This is a genomic window from Sulfurospirillum arsenophilum NBRC 109478, assembly GCF_000813345.1.
GTDB classification, from domain to species: domain Bacteria; phylum Campylobacterota; class Campylobacteria; order Campylobacterales; family Sulfurospirillaceae; genus Sulfurospirillum; species Sulfurospirillum arsenophilum.
In genome coordinates, this window is the sequence record NZ_BBQF01000002.1 from 62312 (window position 1) to 82475 (window position 20164).

18 protein-coding genes are annotated in these 20164 nt (G+C 39.5%); 13 read left to right on the forward strand and 5 right to left on the reverse strand.

Features of this window, described 5'->3' with window-relative positions; genetic code table 11:
- Positions 1 to 66 precede the first annotated feature (66 nt).
- Positions 67 to 480 (forward strand): nickel-responsive transcriptional regulator NikR, encoded by a 414-nt coding sequence (nikR, locus tag SAR02S_RS04705; protein WP_041957442.1) that lies wholly within the window; start codon positions 67 to 69, stop codon positions 478 to 480.
- A gap of 62 nt (positions 481 to 542) precedes the next feature.
- On the opposite strand, the gene SAR02S_RS04710 is transcribed toward nikR, so the two are convergent.
- The 4 genes from SAR02S_RS04710 to SAR02S_RS04725 all read right to left on the reverse strand — a co-directional run bounded on the left by SAR02S_RS04710 (position 543) and on the right by SAR02S_RS04725 (position 6068).
- Complete coding sequence (locus tag SAR02S_RS04710; protein WP_041957443.1) at positions 543 to 1733, reverse strand: APC family permease; 1191 nt, start codon at positions 1731 to 1733, stop codon at positions 543 to 545.
- 64 nt (positions 1734 to 1797) lie between these two features.
- Complete coding sequence (locus tag SAR02S_RS04715) at positions 1798 to 2892, reverse strand: hypothetical protein (RefSeq protein ID WP_041957444.1); 1095 nt, start codon at positions 2890 to 2892, stop codon at positions 1798 to 1800.
- A 213-nt stretch (positions 2893 to 3105) separates the two neighbouring features.
- Positions 3106 to 5232 carry a TonB-dependent siderophore receptor gene (locus SAR02S_RS04720; protein ID WP_041957445.1) on the reverse strand — a complete coding sequence of 709 codons (2127 nt, stop codon included), beginning with the start codon at positions 5230 to 5232 and terminating at the stop codon, positions 3106 to 3108.
- Between the two features lie 158 nt (positions 5233 to 5390).
- Positions 5391 to 6068, reverse strand: a complete 678-nt coding sequence (locus SAR02S_RS04725) for a hypothetical protein (RefSeq protein ID WP_041958352.1) — start codon at positions 6066 to 6068, stop codon at positions 5391 to 5393.
- 100 nt (positions 6069 to 6168) lie between these two features.
- On the opposite strand from SAR02S_RS04725, the gene hypB reads away from it, so the two are divergent.
- The 7 genes from hypB (at position 6169) to SAR02S_RS04760 (ending at position 10950) form a co-directional block, all read left to right on the forward strand.
- The gene (hypB, locus tag SAR02S_RS04730) at positions 6169 to 7017 is read left to right on the forward strand and encodes a hydrogenase nickel incorporation protein HypB (protein WP_041957446.1); all 849 of its coding nucleotides are present in this window, start codon (positions 6169 to 6171) and stop codon (positions 7015 to 7017) included.
- A gap of 2 nt (positions 7018 to 7019) precedes the next feature.
- Positions 7020 to 7295: a HypC/HybG/HupF family hydrogenase formation chaperone gene (locus SAR02S_RS04735; RefSeq protein ID WP_041957447.1), complete on the forward strand. Its 276-nt coding sequence runs from the start codon at positions 7020 to 7022 to the stop codon at positions 7293 to 7295.
- On the forward strand, positions 7282 to 8406 hold the full coding sequence (hypD, locus tag SAR02S_RS04740) for a hydrogenase formation protein HypD (protein ID WP_041957448.1): 1125 nt from the start codon (positions 7282 to 7284) through the stop codon (positions 8404 to 8406). The genes SAR02S_RS04735 and hypD overlap by 14 nt, the downstream gene beginning before the upstream one ends.
- The gene (gene hypE / locus SAR02S_RS04745) at positions 8403 to 9407 is read left to right on the forward strand and encodes a hydrogenase expression/formation protein HypE (protein ID WP_084218450.1); all 1005 of its coding nucleotides are present in this window, start codon (positions 8403 to 8405) and stop codon (positions 9405 to 9407) included. The genes hypD and hypE overlap by 4 nt, the downstream gene beginning before the upstream one ends.
- Positions 9407 to 9748 (forward strand): hydrogenase/urease nickel incorporation protein HypA, encoded by a 342-nt coding sequence (gene hypA, locus SAR02S_RS04750; protein ID WP_041957449.1) that lies wholly within the window; start codon positions 9407 to 9409, stop codon positions 9746 to 9748. The genes hypE and hypA overlap by 1 nt, the downstream gene beginning before the upstream one ends.
- A gap of 63 nt (positions 9749 to 9811) precedes the next feature.
- Complete coding sequence (locus SAR02S_RS04755) at positions 9812 to 10312, forward strand: GNAT family N-acetyltransferase (RefSeq protein ID WP_041957450.1); 501 nt, start codon at positions 9812 to 9814, stop codon at positions 10310 to 10312.
- Between the two features lie 2 nt (positions 10313 to 10314).
- On the forward strand, positions 10315 to 10950 hold the full coding sequence (locus SAR02S_RS04760; RefSeq protein WP_041957451.1) for an HAD family hydrolase: 636 nt from the start codon (positions 10315 to 10317) through the stop codon (positions 10948 to 10950).
- Here SAR02S_RS04760 and SAR02S_RS04765 read toward each other — a convergent pair.
- Positions 10943 to 13504, reverse strand: a complete 2562-nt coding sequence (locus SAR02S_RS04765; protein ID WP_041957452.1) for a DUF3971 domain-containing protein — start codon at positions 13502 to 13504, stop codon at positions 10943 to 10945. The genes SAR02S_RS04760 and SAR02S_RS04765 overlap by 8 nt on opposite strands.
- Between SAR02S_RS04765 and mltG the strand changes: the two genes are divergently transcribed.
- The 5 genes from mltG to sucC all read left to right on the forward strand — a co-directional run bounded on the left by mltG (position 13395) and on the right by sucC (position 20163).
- Positions 13395 to 14384: an endolytic transglycosylase MltG gene (gene mltG / locus SAR02S_RS04770; protein WP_439645578.1), complete on the forward strand. Its 990-nt coding sequence runs from the start codon at positions 13395 to 13397 to the stop codon at positions 14382 to 14384. The two genes, SAR02S_RS04765 and mltG, sit on opposite strands and share 110 nt — an antisense overlap.
- Before the next feature lie 73 nt (positions 14385 to 14457).
- Positions 14458 to 16695, forward strand: coding sequence for an NADP-dependent isocitrate dehydrogenase (locus SAR02S_RS04775; RefSeq protein ID WP_041957454.1), 2238 nt, complete (start codon positions 14458 to 14460; stop codon positions 16693 to 16695).
- 31 nt (positions 16696 to 16726) lie between these two features.
- Positions 16727 to 17677: a malate dehydrogenase gene (gene mdh, locus SAR02S_RS04780; RefSeq protein ID WP_041957455.1), complete on the forward strand. Its 951-nt coding sequence runs from the start codon at positions 16727 to 16729 to the stop codon at positions 17675 to 17677.
- 238 nt (positions 17678 to 17915) lie between these two features.
- Positions 17916 to 18866: a malate dehydrogenase gene (gene mdh, locus SAR02S_RS04785; RefSeq protein ID WP_041957457.1), complete on the forward strand. Its 951-nt coding sequence runs from the start codon at positions 17916 to 17918 to the stop codon at positions 18864 to 18866.
- A gap of 127 nt (positions 18867 to 18993) precedes the next feature.
- Positions 18994 to 20163 (forward strand): ADP-forming succinate--CoA ligase subunit beta, encoded by a 1170-nt coding sequence (gene sucC / locus SAR02S_RS04790; RefSeq protein WP_041957459.1) that lies wholly within the window; start codon positions 18994 to 18996, stop codon positions 20161 to 20163.
- Position 20164 lies beyond the last annotated feature (1 nt).

A 20164-nucleotide genomic window follows, 5' to 3' on the forward strand; every position in this document is an offset into this window, starting at 1 on the left:
CTCTTTTAGTATTTAAAGATTACTATGATTAGAATGTAGTTGAAGTATATTAATTAAGGATACACCATGGATAAAATTATTCGTTTTAGTGTCTCGCTGCCAGAAAAGCTTTTAGAAGAGCTTGATAAAAAAGTTGACGCTCAAGGGTATGCTTCACGCAGTGAGTTTACACGAGATCTCATACGTGAAAAAATTGTTAAAGATGATTGGCAAGATGACAATAGCGATGTTATTGGTGTTTTGACGATGATTTATACGCATCATCAAAATGAGCTTGTTCAAAAAATCTTAGAGATTCAACACGATGCAAAAATAAACATTATGTGCAATACGCATGTACATGTAAGCCATGAAAACTGCCTTGAAACTATTATGGTGACGGGAAAAGTTTCTGAAGTAAAAGATTTTGCACAAAAGATTGCAGGGCTTAAAGGGGTTAAATTCTCTAAGCTTGTAGAGGCATCTATACCCGCTTCGTAACATTTTATCAGAGGGTGAGTAAACAAAAATGTTTGCTCACCACACTTTACATGTAAAGATATTTATCGTAAAACTTTCCATGCTAATACTCCAATAATACCAAGAACAATCCAATGAGCACTCATGAGCATGAACCCAAACAGTATCGCCAATAAAAGTGCTGTATATCGAATGGTTTGACTGGTCGCTAGTTTATACGCTGCAAGTAGGGCGATGGTCGCATTGGCTATAAAAAATCCATCGGCTAAAGCCACTAAGTCTTCTGTTGTAAACACTTTCGCATAGACTAACCCTAAGACAGCGGCATTGATGGTACATAAAAACCCCGTTGCTCCTATGGGTGCACCATTTTCAAGGCGTCTGTTTAAAAGACCTAATACGCCTTTATACTCAGAGGTCAACCCACTAATGAGTCTTGAAACACCACCAACAAACAGCAATACCGTACTCAGACACAAAAGCATCGCTAAAATGCCCATAACTAAATCACTCGATGTTCCAAACAGAGGATAGATAAGTGCCGTGATGGCATTGATATGTTCTAACGAAGCAAATTGGATGGCACATACAACTAAAAGGTAGATAACAGAGATAATCACAGCACTGATCTTCACCGCTTTAGGGATCGTTCGGGTAGGATCATTTACCTCTTTAGAGTAGTTCCCCACAACTTCCCATCCCACGATTGCCCAAAAAGCAAGCAGTAATGCTCTTGAAATAAGCGTTATATCAAAAGGTGCATTGAGCGAAAGCGTTGTCTCATGTCCTAGTAAAATAGCAATACTTCCAAGGCTTAAAATAATGCCAATAATGGTCGTTACGATCAACGAGAGCGTTCCTAAAAAATGGACAGGGCGAAGAAGGGCAAAAAGCGTAAAAATCAACATGAAGAGTGCCAGCACATTCACATCTAGCCCTAAAAGTGGCTGCATAAAATGTGCCCCAACGAGATAAACAGCTACGGGACCAAAAAGGACAGCGCTAATGAGATAGTAAGAAGTCAGGTACTTGAGCTTCGTGTTAAACGCTGATTGTACCGCGTTTGTTACTCCTTCATCGCCTGGAAATTTGATACTTAAGTTTCCAAGAACGAGAGCAAAAGCAAAGCCTAAAGTTAAAATGACAAACCATATAAGGATGGAAAAATTACCCACTAGATCGTAAACAATAGGAGGCAAAAGAATGATACCAGAGCCTAATATAGGGCCTATCATCAAACCTGAAAGTGTCAAGGTGTTAAGCTGTTTTTTCATAGGATTAACTTTTACGTAAATTGAGAGGAGAGTTTATCAAAATAGAGCTATATATCTAGTGTTATTAACTTTTTACATCCAAATCACCATAGTTCCACATCTTTTTTAAGTCATTGATTATTGTGTCGTATATTTTAATAGAATCGTCAATTTTCTTGATATACGTTTCGCCGTATGTCGTATCTTTTGGAGGGATTCTGAGTATTTGAATATCTTGGCTAATTTTCGAGTAATGTTCAATTATTTCAGACTTGGATAGATTTTGACTACTAACCTGTGAAGTAAAAAAACTTTTGGATCCAAACGTTTCTGCCATGCTTTTACCGTGAGTTCGAGCATCTTCTATTTGTTTATTATTGTTATTTTGGTTTACATAGTTCGCATATAATTCTTGAAATTTATCCGTTTTTGCAAATGCGTCACTGAACGAGTAGAGATTTTTGAATTTTTCTACTTGAATAGCATCAAATCTTTCTTTTGTTGTTTGACGTAAATTATTAGTATAGACGGTTTGAATGTCACTGACACCTTGAGAAAAACTTTCAGTAGGGCCTGGAAGCTCTTGTATATATTGCCTTTGTCGTTCAGTGAGTGTAACAGGAAATACAGACATCCTATCTGCAATAGCGATAGATTCTTTTCTAGAGGTGTTCTTTCCAAAATAGTCTTGTCCTAAGAAATCATATAACTCTTGAAATGTCATTCTTTTAATTATTTTCATTCCATCTCCAAACACAGTATAAGGGTGTGTTTTTTCATATTCTGTCGGTTCCCAATATGTAAGATCAGTTTGGCGATCAGAATAAAATTCTTCTGGGTGAGCATCATCATAACCCCAAATCGTCTTTTTATCTGCATCTACAGGATGGTATAGTGTAAGATCATATGCTTTTAGGTTTTTTTTACCCTCATCCGTCTTATCATTCATGATAGTTGATAGATAACTTATAAGCTCTTTATTGGTTTGTTCTTGCACAGGATCAACGGCGGTTGTATAGGCACTTATGTTTTCGCCTAAATCAACATAATTGTACGCATCTTTATTGATAGGAGTGATTTCTTTTGTTAAATTATTTTGTGAATTTTCAGGGGTATTCTTCAAAAATTCAGTATTGATTGGAGTCGTAAAATTATTTTGTAAATTACTGGAAATTTGCATGAGATAATCCTGTACAATAATGCTATAAAAATCATATCGGTAGTTTGTTGACGAAGTTTATAAACTTTAGGGCTCGATCTTTGATTAATGAAGTGCTTTTTACTTTACACCTATCATACTAGCACTATAAAACAGGATTTTTTAGATGAAAATTGCTTGAAAATCTTTACATGTAAAAAGGCATCACACCTTTTAAGATGTGATGCCTGCACACTAATACAATTCTAATTTATAATTCAAACGAATCGTGCGTGGAGAGCCTGCCGCAAGGCGTGTTCCACCTGCCGCCCAATACTCTTTGTCGGCAACATTATCGACATTGATTTGCCAGATGTTTTTCTTACCATAGAGTTTGGTGACATAACGCCCACCCAAACTAAAGAGAGTTACATCATCTAGCCACGCTTGGTTCAGGTCGTTCACAGGACGACGACCTGTATAGTAAGCTCCACCGTTAATCGAAAGTCCTGGAACACTGCTTAGGTCATAGCTTAGAAACAGACTTCCTGTACGACGTGCCGCATTTTCAGGCAATTTGCCGTTCAGTGCGGTTGCATCACCTCCCATATCTTCAAAACGAGGATCTAGCCACTGTGTGGAAGCGAGCCAGCTGAGTTGTTCTGTCAGTTTTCCCTGAATCGATAGTTCGACACCACTATAGCGTTTATGCCCACCTGCGACATAATAGTTCGCCGCATCGGTATAATACCCTGGGCTTTCTATATCAAACACCGCCGCCGATACAAGGGTACCTGTTGGCAAAAGCCAATGCGCGCCTAACTCATACTGCTTGCTAATGCCAGGATTTAGACGTTCAGCTTCATTTGCACTCCCCGCAGGTGCAGCTTCACCTTCTTCCAACCCCTCTGAATACGAAGCATACAGCGATACGCTCTCTAAAGGTTTATAGACAAGGGCTATCATAGGCGTGGTTTCACTCGCCTCATAGCGCGTTACATCTTGATTGCTCTCATACTTCGAGTGACGTAAACCTCCGATAACCTGCCATTGTGGATCTAAAGTCACACGATCCATTGTATAAAACCCTGTATCTTTCGTGGTATACGAAACACCTGCTGTTTTGGTAAAGCCCGTTGGCGTTATCGCATGTGGAGTATAGAGATTTTGAGCAATAGTGGCAGATGTGCTACTCGCAAGGGGTTCTTGATTTTTCTCGGTGTAACTGGTGCCAAACGTTACGTCATGTTGAACATCGCCTGTGTTGACAACACCATAGAGTTCAGCTCGTAAAAGATCCGATGTGTATTCGTACTCTTGGTGATTGACTCTAACCGTACCCGTACCTGTAGTGAGCGAGGTTGCTTGAGGGTTTGAAAAGGTAAAAGTAGCAAGGTTACGTTCGCGCTGCGTCTTAGCCCGTCCGGCTTCAAGTCCAAGACTCCATGTATCACTGAGCGCATAATCAGACCGTAGTAACACATTCGTCGTTTCTGTTTCAAACTTGCTTGAATCTGGTCCTACCAGTGTTGTTGGATCAACGGTTTTGGGTAAGGTGATGACGCCATTAACCGCTTTTGGAAGAGCAATGCCTGCTTGTTCTGTGACTTTGCGACGATCATATTCTACATCAGCTTTGATGGTTAATCGATCACTGACTTGCCAGTCAAGTGCCATGGAGACGAAGCTGCGATTTCCATTGTCAACATCGTCCATATACGACCCAAGTGATCCTCCTGCAGCATTGACCCTCACACCCACTTGTTTCTCTTCTCCAAAGCGCTCACTGACATCTGCTGATGTTATAGCTGAGCCATATTGATCCATCATCAAACCGACGGTTGCCATAGGCTCATTCGTTGGACGTTTGGTCACGTAATTGATAATGCCAGCAGGGGAGGTAAAACCATAATAGAGTGCCGATGCCCCTTTAAGCACTTCAACACGCTCTTTATTTTCCAGTGGAACTTGGCTAAAGTTCATCAGTGGCAGTGAACCATTAAGCCTGTAATTGGTACGATTTTGCACTTCAATGCCTCGAATGACCAACTGATCCCATGTCTCGCCGCCATTTTGTTGTTTTGTGATGCCCGCAGTGTTGCGTAGAGCGTCATACGTTCCCGTAGCTGCTTGCAAATCCAAAGCCTCTTTGGTTATAACATTGACTGTTGAGGGCACATCCATAATGTTGGTTCCTCGAAACGTACCTGCTTCTACAGTTTCAGGTCTAAGCCCTTCGGCACGTATATCTTCAATGGTAATGCTCGAAAGTACGGATGTCTCATCTTTTTCACTCTGGTGTGTATCTGCAAGTGCACTTACTGTTGCTAGGCTTAATAATGCTCCTACAAAACGATGTGAATGGATCTTAAAAACGCGCATTTAACTCCTTAATTGTGTATGGATGTTTTTAGTGAAAATTATTGAAATTCTTATAGTTTGCATGAAGAAGAATTTATATAATTGATAATCATTATATAAAATATATGTTTAAAGAGTACTCGTGTATTTTTCACTAGAACGTGAAGTTTAGGAAAGTATCAAATATATGGAATTAATTTTTGGGTTAAGATGGCGCGTTGTTCTTCTTTGTCGTAGTTAAATTTGAACTCAGCTTCTTTGAGATAGTAGATGAAATTTTCTTTTTGGATCCCTTTGAAGTGGTCTAGCCAATTTTCTAAAAAATGCCAAAAATCGACTAAAGCGTTGTCAAAACTCTCATAGTGTGCCACTTTATGCTGGTTTAGGTAACGTGCATAGGTCTCTTTTTCGATGGAGGTCTCTTCTAAATTTTTAAGATGGGCAAATTGATCGGGGAGTAAAAGTGTGTGAATACGTTTGCCATATAACATCCCCAAAATGCCGATAGCATCAAAGAGATACTTTGGTTTTCCCCTTTTACATGTAGGTAGAAAATAGTATTCGTCGTACTGCGAAAATGTATTGGTTTGCTCTGCGTAAAGGGCTTCGGAGTGTGCTATAAGCAGAAGGCGAAATTTATGGTAGGTTTTAGTAACGGTTAAATAATTGAGATCCAAAAGCTTTGCACATTCATGGGCACTGTGATTGGTGATAAAAGAGTCTAGTATGTGCATCTCTTGAGCCTGTTTTGCATGGCTAAACGTTCGTTTACATGTAATGCAACGATACTGTGTGGAAGAAACTTTATACAGTTTAGTCTGTCCGCAAAAAATGCACTGTTTTTGTTCTGTTTTCATGAGCATATTTTTCCTGAAAATAACTAAGAAACTTCTTTTTTTAGCTCCCATTTAAAGAGTTACTCTATAATAGATCAAAAATATACCTAAGGATCTAAAAATGTGTAAAGATTGCGGTTGTTCAATCACTCCTTCTCAATGGTCTGCGCATGCGCACGAACACACTCACGATGGCCATACACATAGCCATTCGCACGATCATGACGATCATACCCATCACGATCATCCTCATGCGCATAATCACGATCACCATGAACATAAAAATCATGATGAGATTCATGCTAATCCTCAGCTTAATGATAAAAAAACCATTGCGGTCATCACCAAAATTTTAGATGCCAATGACAAACAAGCAGGGCATAATCGCGCTCATTTTGAAGAGCATGGTGTCCTTGCCATCAATCTTATGAGTAGCCCTGGAAGTGGAAAAACAACGCTTTTAGAAGCGACCATAGATACCAAGCAGATCAAACTAGGCGTTATAGAGGGCGATCTTGAAACCAATCAAGACGCGGATCGCATCATTGCAAAAGGAGCGCCTGCACATCAGATCACAACGGGTCAAGCGTGCCATTTGGATGCCTTTATGGTGCATGAAGGGCTTCATCATCTCCCTATCGAAGGGCTTGATGTTGTATTCATCGAAAATGTGGGCAATCTAGTTTGTCCTGCGAGCTACGATGTTGGAAGTCATCTCAATGTCGTGCTTCTCTCCGTACCAGAAGGTGATGATAAACCAGCAAAATACCCTGTTATGTTTCGAAGTGCAGATCTTTTTTTAATCACCAAATGTGATCTTCTGCCTCATTTTGATTTTAGTGTTGAAAAAGCCATTCGCGAGGCGCGCAAGCTCAATCCAAAAGTGGATGTCATTGAAATTGACAGCAAGTCTGGCAAAGGGATTGATCAGTGGATTAATTACCTTAAAATGAAAAAAGCATTGAGATAACCATGTGCCTATCCATTCCATCACGCGTCGTTGAAATCGACGAAAATAACTATGCAACGGTAGATACTATGGGTGTTAAGCGTAAAGTGACGCTTGATTTGATCGCTGAAGAAGTCAACATTGGCGATTATGTGCTGATTCATGTGGGATTTGCCATGAATAAGATCAGTAAAGAACATGCCGAAGATAGCATTGCTGCGTACAATGAAATCGCAGAAGCGATGAAAAACGGTGAGATCAGTGAAGATGAGGGAGACAGTGGCTATGCCAGAAGTTGATCTTATTGAGGGATTTCGCGATCCTCTTCATATGAAGGCCTTAGCGGCACTTATCAAAAAAGAGTGCACGTCTAAGATTAACATTATGGAGGTGTGTGGGGGACATACGCATACCATTATGAAGTTTGGGCTTTCGCAGATTTTGCCAGAACTCATCGAGTTTGTTCACGGTCCGGGATGTCCTGTGTGCATCATGCCTAAAGAGCGCATTGACCATGCGATAGCTTTGGCTTCTATGCCAAATACGATTCTTGCAACGCTTGGCGATATGATAAGGGTTCCTGGAAGTAAAACGTCTTTGCAAAAACTAAGAGCTGAAGGTAAAGATATACGTTCGTTGTATTCACCACTAGACGTCATTAAAATCGCTCAAGAAAATCCTGATAAAAACGTTGTTTTCTTTGCGATTGGTTTTGAAACCACAACGCCTATGAGTGCAGTGTTAGTCCAGCAAGCGATCGAAAAAAAGCTGACAAATCTTTTCTTTCATATCAACCATGTCACCGTGCCTGAAGCGGTTGATGCGATTATGGGTGGAGGCGATGCAAAGATAGATGCCTTTTTAGGACCTTCGCATGTGAGTGTCATCACCGGTTATAAAATCTATGAACCCATTGCCAAAGCTTACCATACGCCTGTGGTAGTTTCCGGATTTGAGCCTACCGATGTGATGGAGTCTGTTTTGCGTATTGTTCGCCAAATGAACGAAGGCAAAAGCGTTGTGGACAATGAGTACGCTAGAGCCGTTACACGTGAAGGTAATCTCAAAGCACAAGAGCTAGTAGATACCTATTTTGAAAGACGTGACCACTTTCGATGGCGAGGTATTGGAGATATTCCTCATAGTGCACTTAAACTCAAAGCGGATTATGCAGCGTATGATGCTGAAATCGTGTTTGATGAAGTGCTTCCTAAAACAGAGTTGAATGACCATAAAATGTGTATTTGCGGTGACATTCTCAAAGGACGTGCCAAACCGTTTGACTGTAAAGTCTTTGGTAAAGCCTGTACACCAACCAATCCGATGGGGTCGTGCATGGTTTCCAGTGAAGGTGCGTGTTCTGCATACTTCAAATATGGCAAATTGAATCTCAAAGGAGCAAGAGCGTGAGCAAAAAGATACTTCTCTCTCACGGAGGTGGCGGCGAAGAGACCCAAAACCTCATTAAAGATCTCTTTTTTAAACATTTTGACAATGAAATTTTACTCCGCATGGAAGATGCCGCAAGCCTTGTGATGAATGACCATAAAATCGCTTTTACAACCGACTCATTTGTCGTTTCACCGCTTTTTTTTAAAGGCGGCAACATTGGAAAACTCGCCATCGCAGGAACGGTGAATGATCTCTCGATGATGGGCGCAAAGCCTCGTTATATGACCTGTTCATTTATGATCGAAGAGGGATTTTTGTATTCTCATCTTGAAGAGATTGTTATGACAATGCGCGATGAAATGGCAAAAAGTGGTGTCAAAATTGTGGCAGGCGATACGAAAGTTGTTCCTCGAGGTGGCGTTGATGGACTGTTTATCAACACTGCTGGTATTGGTGAAATCATGTGTGAAAACATCTCCGCACACAATTTGGAAAACGATGATGTCATCATTGTCTCCAATGAAATCGGCAATCACGGTGCCTGCATCTTAGCTACACGCGAAGAGATAGAACTTGAAAGCGATCTTCACACAGACTGTGCAAGCTTGTGGAAGCCAGTGGAAGCACTTATCGACGCGGGTGTTAAAATCCATGCGCTTCGAGATGCAACCAGAGGAGGGCTGAGTGCAGTTTTGAATGAATGGGCTGAGACATCAAAAGTATGCATTGAAGTGGACGAGGCTAAAATTCCTGTGGCTCAGGAGGTCAAAGGTGTGTGTGAGCTTTTAGGGTTTGAACCTTATGAGTTTGCCAATGAAGGTACGATGGTGATCTGTTTGCCTCAAAGTGAAGCGCAAAAAGCCATTGACGTGCTTCAAAAATTCCCTGAAACTGCTAAGTGTGCTGTGATAGGTAAAGTCACCAATGCCTTTACATGTAAAGTTGTTTTACATACACCTTGGGGATCAGAGCGATTTTTAGAGCCACCTAAAGGTGAGTTACTTCCAAGGATCTGTTAATGCATGAATTTTCGATTGTTACAGCACTTTTAGAGATGTGTGAGAAAAATGCCAAAGAACACAATGCCACAAAAATCACTAAAGTTGAGATCAAAATAGGCAAGCTAAGCGGTGTTGAACCGCATCTGCTTGAGAGTGCATTTGATACGTTTAAAGAAGAAACCGTCTGTGATGGGGCAGAGTTTGTGATGCACGTACAAGACATTGTTGTTCGATGTCAGAGTTGCCAAAGCGAAACAACACTCAGTAAAAATGAATTTACGTGCCCTACATGTAACAGTACGGAGCTTAGTATTATAGATGGTGAAGAGATGTACCTTATGCATCTGGAAATGGAGTAAAGAGAGGCTAAGAGTCCGTAATGTATAATCAGTGATTACATTAGAACTTTATTAAGGATGTTAATGATAAACGAGCTACGACGTGCAACCATTGAAGATTTGCCAGAGATCATCAAGATTTACAATGAAGCAATCAAAGATGGTATATCCACTGCCGATAGTAAAATCGTCACGGTTGAAGATAAACTAGAGTGGTTTCACTCGCATACATCAACTCGTCCCATTTTGGTTAAAGAGTACCATGGACGCATCATTGCATGGATTAGTGTGCAACCTTTTTACGCTAATCTTTTGGCCTATAATCATAGTGCTCGTATCAATATCTACATTGATAAAAACTTCCAAGGTAAAAAATTGGGGCAACAGTTTTTAAGTGAGGCGATAGACCAAGCGAAACATTATGAGATCAAGACACTTTTAGCGCTTATTTTTTCGGAAAATGCACCCAGCTTGAAACTCTTTAAAAAATTAGGTTTCAAAGAGTGGGGCAATCTTAACCGTATTGCTACTATTGAAGGAATCGATAAAGACCTTTTAATCCTTGGTCTTCGCATTCAAGAGTAACCATGAGAAAAGAAGCATCAATTATTTTTGATATGGATGGAACATTAATTGACTCCAGTGCGGCAATGACGCACAGTGTCAATTATGTACGCAACACCTTAGGTCTCTCGCCCATTGCCAAAGAATTCTTAGAGTATCACATCAATCAACCCGATCAACATTTACCAAAGATTTTTTACAATACAGATGAGTATGACCCAGCACATCGCGCTTTGTTTAAAGACCACTATATGCACTTTTCTCCTAGTATGATAGCGCTATATCCTGATGTGCGAGAGATGTTGCATGTGCTTAGTCAAAAGGCTTATTTGTCGATTGCTACCAATGCGAGTGATTTTTTTGCGCGTCATATGCTTGAGAAAATGGGCATCATTGAGCATTTTTCTGCCATTGTTGGAGCCAATAACGTAGCTGAGCCAAAACCCAGCCCCTTAATGGTTTACCGTTTAATGGATGAGTTAGGAAGTGATCCTTCAAAAACGATTCTCGTAGGTGACAGTATCAAAGATGAACTTGCCGCCTCAAATGCTGGAATCAATTTTATTTTTGCAGGATGGGGATATGGAACGAGTGAAACTGCAAGCGTGAAAGCCCATAATATCCATGAGCTTTTAAGCCTACTCAATACGTTTATTTAAGAAGCTCTAGCGGTAATTCAAACGTACGTTTTAGGATATTCATAGGGCTTTTGAGTGTATCTAAAATCAGGTGTGTTTCGATCTTTGGATCGGTGGTAGGACCTGTAACATCCACATTGGTTGCAATTCGTTTATCTTCTCCCAAAATAATGCCCCCTACAATAGGAATCATATCAATCGCTGAGCTAAAGGTTTTGAGTGTTTTGATCTGAAGTTTTAGATCAAGCGTGTTCGCGATTAAATTAACCATACCTTTGCCCATAATATCTGCACTTTTACCCCGTAGTTGAAGCTCTTTAATGTGCATAGCCTCTTTCGTTTGGTTAAATTCTACAGAGCCATTATCCACAAAATAACCCTCTGTGTTAAAGTTAGGATCATTAAAAACAAGCAAAGAAGGGATAGCGTTGATTGTTGCCATAAGATTATTGAAAAACTTGAGATCTTTGATAAACGTTTTGTGCATGACGAAAGTGCCTTGCATATTATTATCATCTTTACCATCAATATTCAATGAAAAATCACCCTCATAGAAATAGCGTCTATTAAAGAGTGCATTTGTGGCATCAGCATCGAGTGCTGTCGCTTGAATGCCAAGTTTTCCTTTTCGTTTTTCATATTCAAACGAAGATTTGCCACGCTTGGAATTGAGATGAATATTATCTTTAAAAAGTGTTAGAGTGTAGCGCTCACTTAAGATGGTTTTGTTACTTTCCAAATCAATGAAAGAGGAATTTTCACCAAAGATAGTGGTTTTAATAGGTATATCTAAAGGATCATCGCCTTGTGGCAGAGCGATATTGAAATCTTTTACATGTAACGTAAGATCTTTGTCATAATGAAGTGAGAGTTTCGTGTTGGTGGTGCTTGCATCAAGGATTTTAGTATTGGTTGTAAGTGCAATTTCAAAATCGCGAACAGGCTCGCGGTTTTCTAAAAGGGGCGTGTTGACATTTTGAAGATTGATCTTAGCATCAAAATTTTCAAAATCCTTGGTTTGAACATACACCGATCCTTGTGTAAGGTTACCATCGCTCATAAAAGGAGAGAATGCGGCTACTTTTGTTAGATCTGTAAGTATGAATTGATTGTTGTCTTTAGTAAAAATAATGGTCGTATTGAGGCTTGGCAACGCCATTTTTGTGGTGGCGTTCTCAATCGAAAATGAAGCATTTTGATCGGCTAAGTTATTGATTTTTAACAGCCTAGTTCCACTAAAATCAAGCAACAGTGCATTAATATCTATATCACCCTCGTATCGACTTTTCTTGGCATCAAAAACGCCTGTCGCATTGATATCAAAGAGATTTTTATACCGTAGATTTGTGTTATCAAGCATGATCTTGAAGTTATCGAGCCTTACTTCTCCATATTTGGTTGACATTGGAAGTCCGCTGAGGGTAAAGTCACTAGGGGAAAGTTTAAATTTTCCTGTTGCGTTTATGTCATAAGGAAGAAACTTAATATCCAGTCTGACATTGGCATCGGTTAAACCGGTTGTTTGAGTAATGGGTACATCAATTTTGAAAGCATGTAAAATTTTATGTATTGGGGCATCGAGTTTGGATGTGGCATTAAGATCAACGACAATGCCTGTTCCTTTGCCAATGAGGTTATAGATATAAACATCCGCTTTTTGGATGATTTTTTGCTCATAGCTTGGCTCTTTGATGTCAAAAAGAAGCTTATCGTTTTTAAACTCAATACCGATTTCTTTGACATAAGCAGGCGGCACAGTAGGTTCAAAACTTACGGTAGCATTTTTTACCGTTGCCGTTCCATGCATTTGCATTGGAAAATAATCAAGCGTAGCAAGATTAAATTTGCCTTCAAAGAAGTGTAAAATATACTCTTCTCCCACGATGTTTTTATCGATCCAATCTTTGGCAATTTGATCAAGTTCGACCTGAGAAACGATAAAATCCATAAGGTCTTTGAGTTCTTTGTTGGTAAAAGATTCACTTTGCAGATGGTAGGTTAAAAGCTTGTCTTTAATATCAAAAAGCGCAACTCCTTTAAGTCCAAATATCTCAAAATCACCTTCAAAGTTATAGGTTTTTTCTTTGAAGTCCATACGGGTTTTACCGTTTACATGTAAATGATAATCTTTAAGAAATGCCTCTTGAATTTCAACATCCACTTGCCATTTTTCGATAGGGATAATAATGAGATTGACGCTGAGATGTTTACTGTCCAGTTTAAAGGTGTTTTCTTCGTAATGAAGAGATAGCATTTCGTTAGCATAGCGAATAGTTTCAATGCTGATTTTGCTGAAAAACTGATTGATGTATGGGAAATTTTTAATCAGTTCAGCCATCTCTTCTAAAGAGGTATCGGTTTGTGTTTCCTTTTTAATATCAAGCGTTTCAATACTTACAATCAATTTTTTATCTAGTTTGATATATAATTGATCAATTTTTATCGTCGGTAATGTAAGATTATCGATCGAAATGCCATTTGCTAAGGTGCCAATTAATGCTACGACAGAAAGAACTATGAATAGTAAAAGTATCCAGATATTCCTAATTGTATGTGATGTTGCTTTAATAATCATATATTCTCTTCTCTTTCACTTGTCCAGACCGATGAGCTCTAGCTCGGTCGCCTTTGTGCCACAAGGCTCAATAAGCCAAATTATATCATATATGGTTGAGAAAAATTTTGACCTCCACGATAAAGTCGATAAATACCTTCTTTATATGATTGGCAAACCTCAATCGGGGTGGGTGAGTATCAATCCAAGTCCACTGACGCGTGGCGACTTCCTTTACAAGCTTTCTCATTCAAAAGCGCCTTTAAAGGTCATCACCTATATACCTGGTGAAACCAAAGAGCTTTTGTTTGTGCAAATTGCACTTGCCTTTGATCTTTCATATGAAAAATTGATGCAAGAATACGCTCTTGCAACACCTTATGTAGAGGGATTTTTGGTGCCAGATACCTACTATATTCCTATCGGTATTAGCGAAAAGCATCTGGTTCATTTTTTACTCGCTAATGCGAAGAAGTACCATAAAGATGTCTTTGAAAAGATTTTTGGTGAGTTTAATGAAGCGAAGTGGCAAAAGTTTATTATTATTGCTTCTATTATTCAAAAAGAGGCTGCTAATAATGAGGAAATGCCAATGGTGTCATCGGTTATCTATAACCGTCTTAAAAAAGACATGAAGCTCCAAATGGACGGAACACTGAATTATGGTCAATACTCTCATATAAAGATTACACCACAGCGCATTCGTGAAGACACGTCACCGTATAATACCTATATGTATAAAGGCTTACCACCTAATCCCGTGTGCAGTGTGAGTAAAGAGGCCATTTTTGCAGCTATTTTTCCAAAAGCGACCAATTATCTCTATTTTGTAAAAAATAAAAATGGAACCCACACGTTTTCACAGAATTATGAGACACATTTGGAAAATATAAAAAATTAATGACGTAAATTTAATAAAGAGAAATAAAGAAACTGGTAGCATTACCAAAATCTAGTTAAAAAAAGGGGTAATTATGGTTCAAAAAACAAGTAAAATCATCTATACACAAGTAGATGAAGCTCCCGCACTCGCAACGTATTCTTTGTTACCGATTGTTAAAGCATTTACCGCAAGCTCCAATATTGAGATCGAAACCAGAGACATTTCGCTCTGTGGTCGTATTCTTGCCAACTTCCCTGAAAATCTAACGGCTACGCAAAAGATCAATGATGATCTTACGTACCTAGGTGAACTTGCAAATCAGCCCGAAGCTAATATTATCAAATTACCAAATATCAGTGCTTCCTTGCCACAACTTCAAGCAGCCATTAAAGAGCTTCAAGAAAAAGGCTATAAGGTTCCTAATTACCCAGAAAACCCTGCCAATGAGAGTGAAAAAGAGATTAAAGCACGCTATGCTAAAGTCTTAGGTAGCGCGGTTAACCCCGTTCTTCGCGAAGGAAACTCAGACAGACGTGCTCCTTTATGTGTTAAAGAGTACGCACGTAAAAATCCACATAAAATGGGAAAATGGACCAGTGATTCTGCATCGCATGTTTCGTATATGACTGAAGGTGATTTTTACGGTAATGAAAAATCAGTCACTATACCAGAAGCGACTACGGTTCGTATTGAGCTTTTAAGCAAAGATGGAAAAACAACGATACTAAAAGATAAATTAGCTCTTTTAAAAGATGAAATCATCGATGGCACCTATATGAGTAGTAAAAAACTCTCAGCATTTTATGAAGCACAAATGGAAGAAGCTAAAAAAAGTGGCATCCTTCTCTCTTTGCACTTAAAAGCAACAATGATGAAAGTCAGCGATCCGATTATGTTTGGATATGCGCTCAAAGTCTTTTTCAAAGATGTTTTTGAAAAACATGCCACTCTTTTTAAAGAGATTGGTGTCAATGCCAACAATGGACTAGGCGACCTTTATGCCAAAATAGCAACACTCCCAGAAGTGCAAAAAACCGCGATTGAAGCCGATATTAAAGCTGTATACGCAAAACGTCCTAAACTTGCGATGGTTAATTCTGACAAAGGTATTACTAATTTACATGTGTCAAGCGATGTGATTATTGATGCTTCGATGCCAGCGTGTATTCGAGAGTCTGGTCGTATGTGGGGCGAAGATGGTGCCTTACACGATACAAAAGCGTTGATTCCTGATCGCTGTTATGCACGTATTTATGAAGAAACGATGAATTTTTGTAAGAAAAATGGAGCACTCGATCCAAAAACAATGGGTTCTGTGCCAAACGTTGGTCTTATGGCTCAAAAAGCTGAAGAATACGGCTCTCATGATAAAACGTTCCAATGTGATACCGATGGTAGTGTTCGCATCGTAGAAATTGCAAGTGGCAAAGTTTTGATGGAACATCCTGTTGAAAAAGGTGACATTTACCGTGCTTGCCAAGCTAAAGATGCACCGATTAAAGACTGGGTCAAACTAGCGGTCAACAGAGCACGCTTAAGTCATACACCCGCCATTTTCTGGCTTGATCCCGCACGTGCTCACGATGCGCAGATGATTAAAAAAGTTGAAAAATATCTCAAAGAGCACGACCTTAAAGATCTTGATATTAAAATTATGACGCCTGAAAATGCCATTCGTGAATCCTTAGCACGCATTGTGAAAGGGCTTGATACGATCTCTGTGACAGGTAACGTTTTACGTGATTATTTGACCGATCTTTTCCCTATTTTAGAAGTAGGAACATCAGCTAAAATGCTCTCAATCGTTCCATTGATGAGTGGTGGTGGATTGTTTGAAACAGGCGCGGGTGGTTCTGCACCAAAACACGTTCAACAATTTGTCGAAGAAAATCACTTGCGTTGGGATTCACTCGGAGAGTTTATGGCGTTGACTGCTTCTCTTGAGCATTTGGATAACGTTGTTGGCAATAAAAAAGCTTCTATTTTGGCAAAAACACTCGATGCTGCAACGGGTAAATTTTTGGATAACAACAAATCTCCTTCTTCAAAAGTAGGCGAGTTAGACAATCGTGGAAGCCATTTCTATTTAGCGATGTATTGGGCTGAAGCATTGGCTGCACAAAATGAAGATCAAGCGTTAGCTGAGCAATTTAAACCGCTCGCTACAACACTGAAAACCAATGAGCAAAAAATCGTTGATGAGCTAAATACTATACAGGGAAAAGCGGTCGATATGGGTGGGTACTATGTACCTGATTTTGAAAAAACGAGCAAGGCAATGCGTCCAAGCGCTACGTTTAACAAAGCTTTGGATGCACTCAAAGCGTAATTTTTGATTTACATGTAAAGAAGGAGTCTCATTGTCACAAGGAAAAAAAGTCTCAATTATCGGAGCAGGAAATGTGGGAGCAACAATTTGCTATTGGTTAGCCATGCGTAAAAGTTGCCGTGAAATTGTGATGATAGACCTCGTTGAGGGCGTTGCCGTTGGCAAAGCCCTTGACATCTCCCAAGCTACCAGTCCTGAAGGCAGCCATACACTTATTAGCGCTTCAAGCGATTATAAACATATTTCAAACAGCGATATTATCGTTATTACTGCAGGCAGTCCCCGAAAACCAGGTATGAGCAGGGATGATCTTTTGATGATTAACGCAAAGATTACCAAAGGTATTATTGAGCAAGTTAAAATCTATGCACCAGATGCCATCGTTATCACCGTTTCCAATCCTTTAGATGCTATTACGTATGTTGCCATCAAAGCAGGAAATTATCCACGAGGTCGTGTTATTGGAATGGCGGGTATTTTGGATAGTTCTCGTATGGAGACATTTATTTCGCAGAAGCTTGGTTTTGGCTATGGACAAATAACAGCGAGTGTTATGGGTGGGCATGGGGATGATATGGTTCCCCTTCCTCGTTACTCTTCTGTAAACGGTGTAGCACTTACAGATTTGCTCAGCGATCTTGAAATTGATGAGATTATTGAAAAAACACGTCATGGTGGAGCTGAAATTGTAGGTTATATGGGAACATCTGCTTATTATGCACCTGCTAACTCGACGGTTAAGATGATAGAGGCTATTTTGAGTGATTCTCGCTCCATTTTCCCCTGTGCGGTTTTACTTGATGGCGAGTATGGTTACCATAACACCGTTAACGGTGTACCCGTCGTTTTGGGGGCCAATGGCGTTGAAGAAATCGTTGAGTTACCCCTTAATTTAAATGAACAACATCAATTTTCAAAAAGTGTTGATTCTGTCAATAAACTCTTAGAGACGTTAGAAAAAAACAATTTCTTTACGGTCTAATATTCTTCCCTAAAATCTTAATGAGAGCCATAGGTTACCATGGCTCTCAATTTTATATCCTATTGAAAAACACGATACATACTTGCCATTTTAAAATCACATCAACCACAATCTTTACGGTTCATAACGTTTAATGTAACCAAAAGATGATAAACGGTGATAATTAATTAAGAATTAAATAATAAATTATACAATGGTATTACTAAAGATAAATATTATAGAAAATCAGGAGATACTGATGTCACAAGGTAAAAAAGTTTCAATTATTGGTACAGGAAATGTTGGTGCTACCGTTTGTTATTGGCTTTCAATGCGTAAAAGATGTAGAGAAATTGTTATGATTGATAGGCATGGCGTTGTTGCACATGGAAAAGCATTGGATATTTTGCAAGCAACAAGCCCTGAGGGTAGCCATACGCAAATTTATAATTCAACAGATTATGCAATGGCAGCAAATAGTGATGTGGTTGTGATAACGGCAGGAAGTCCACGAAAACCAGGAATGAGCCGAGATGATTTATTGATTTTGAATGCTGGCATTACAGAGCAAGTTATTCACGAAGTGCGAAAATATGCTCCCAATGCTATTATTATTATGGTTTCCAATCCGTTGGATGCAATGACCTATACGGCTCTTAAAGCAGGGTGTTATCCACGTAATCAGGTGATTGGAATGGCAGGTATTTTAGACAGTGCGCGAATGGAAACATTCATTTCTCAAAAATTGGGCTTTGGTTATGGCCAAGTAACCGCAAGTGTGATTGGTGGTCATGGTGACAACATGGTTCCGCTTCCTCGTTACTCATCGGTTAATGGTGTTGCTCTTGCCGATTTGCTGAGCGATGAAGAAATAAAAGAGATCATTGAGCAAACAAGAGAGGGTGGTGCAGAAATTGTGGGTTATATGGGAACATCTGCTTATTATGCTCCTGCAAACTCTGTTGTGAAAATGATAGAAGCCATTATTAGCGATGCGAGAGCTATTTTTCCTTGTGCTGTTTTATTAGAAGGGGAATATGGCTATAATGACATTGTAAACGGTGTCCCCGTTGTTTTAGGTGCTCATGGTGTTGAAAAAGTTCTTGAGTTGCCCCTTAATTTAGATGAACAAAAACAGTTTGCAAAAAGTATAAATTCTGTAGCAGAACTATTAGAAATATTACGAAAAAACAATTTTTTTACAGTATAAATTCTTTTGTTAACTTAAATTAGAGACAAAAAAAACATATAGTTAAGATTTTTATTGATTATGATGTTCAGATAACTATAGAGTCTTGGTATCGAAAGTTTAATTTAAGTCAATGCAGGGAGGTTTTATGAATATTCATGAGTATCAGGCAAAAGAGATCTTTAAAAGATACAATGTTCCCACACCAAGCGGCTACGTAGCCTTTAGTGTAGAAGAGGCTGTCGAAAACGCAAAGAAACTTGGTGGCTCTATCTGGGTTGTCAAAGCACAAATCCACGCAGGTGGACGCGGTCTTGGCGGTGGCGTAAAACTCGCACGTAGTTTAGACGAAGTCAAAACACTTGCAAATGAAATTCTTGGTATGACCTTGGTCACTCACCAAACTGGACCTGCGGGCAAACTGGTTCAGAAAGTTTACATTGAAGAGGGTGCTGATATCGCTGATGAGCTTTACCTTGGCGTTGTCCTTGATCGTGCTCGTGAAATGCCAGTTATTATGGCATCACGTGAAGGCGGTATGGAGATCGAAAAAGTAGCAGCTTCCTCTCCTGAAAAAATCATCAAAGTTGCTGTGGATCCATTTATTGGATTTCAAGCCTTTCATGGTAGAGAACTTGCTTACGGATTAGGTCTTGCACCAGAAGAGATTAGCAGTTTTATTAAATTTGCAGCAGCATTGTATAAAGTCTATATGGAAAATGACGCAGAGATGATCGAAATCAACCCTTTGGTAAAAACCAAAAGTGGAGCATTTATAGCACTTGATGGCAAAATGGGCTTTGATGACAACTCACTGTTTCGTCACCCAGAGATCGAAGCAATGCGCGATGAGAGTGAAGAAAACCCAATTGAGCGTGAAGCTTCAGGCTTTGGCTTAAGCTATGTCAAACTTGATGGCAATGTTGGCTGTATGGTCAATGGTGCTGGTCTTGCAATGGGTACAATGGATACAATTAACTATGTAGGTGGAACTCCTGCAAACTTCTTAGACGTTGGTGGTTCAGCTAATGCTCAAACCGTTGCTAAAGGCTTTGAGATTATCCTCAAAGATCCAAACGTCAAATCAATCTTTGTAAATATCTTTGGTGGAATTGTTCGCTGTGATCGTATAGCAAATGGTATTTTGGAAGCGACAAAGCTTGTCGATGTTCATGTCCCCGTAATCGTTCGTCTTGATGGCACCAATGCTAAAGAGGCCGCCGAAATTCTAAAAAATGCCAATATTAAAAATATTATTACTGCAAGTGATCTCAATGATGGCGCGATTAAAGCCGTTGCTGCTGCTAAAGGAAACTAAT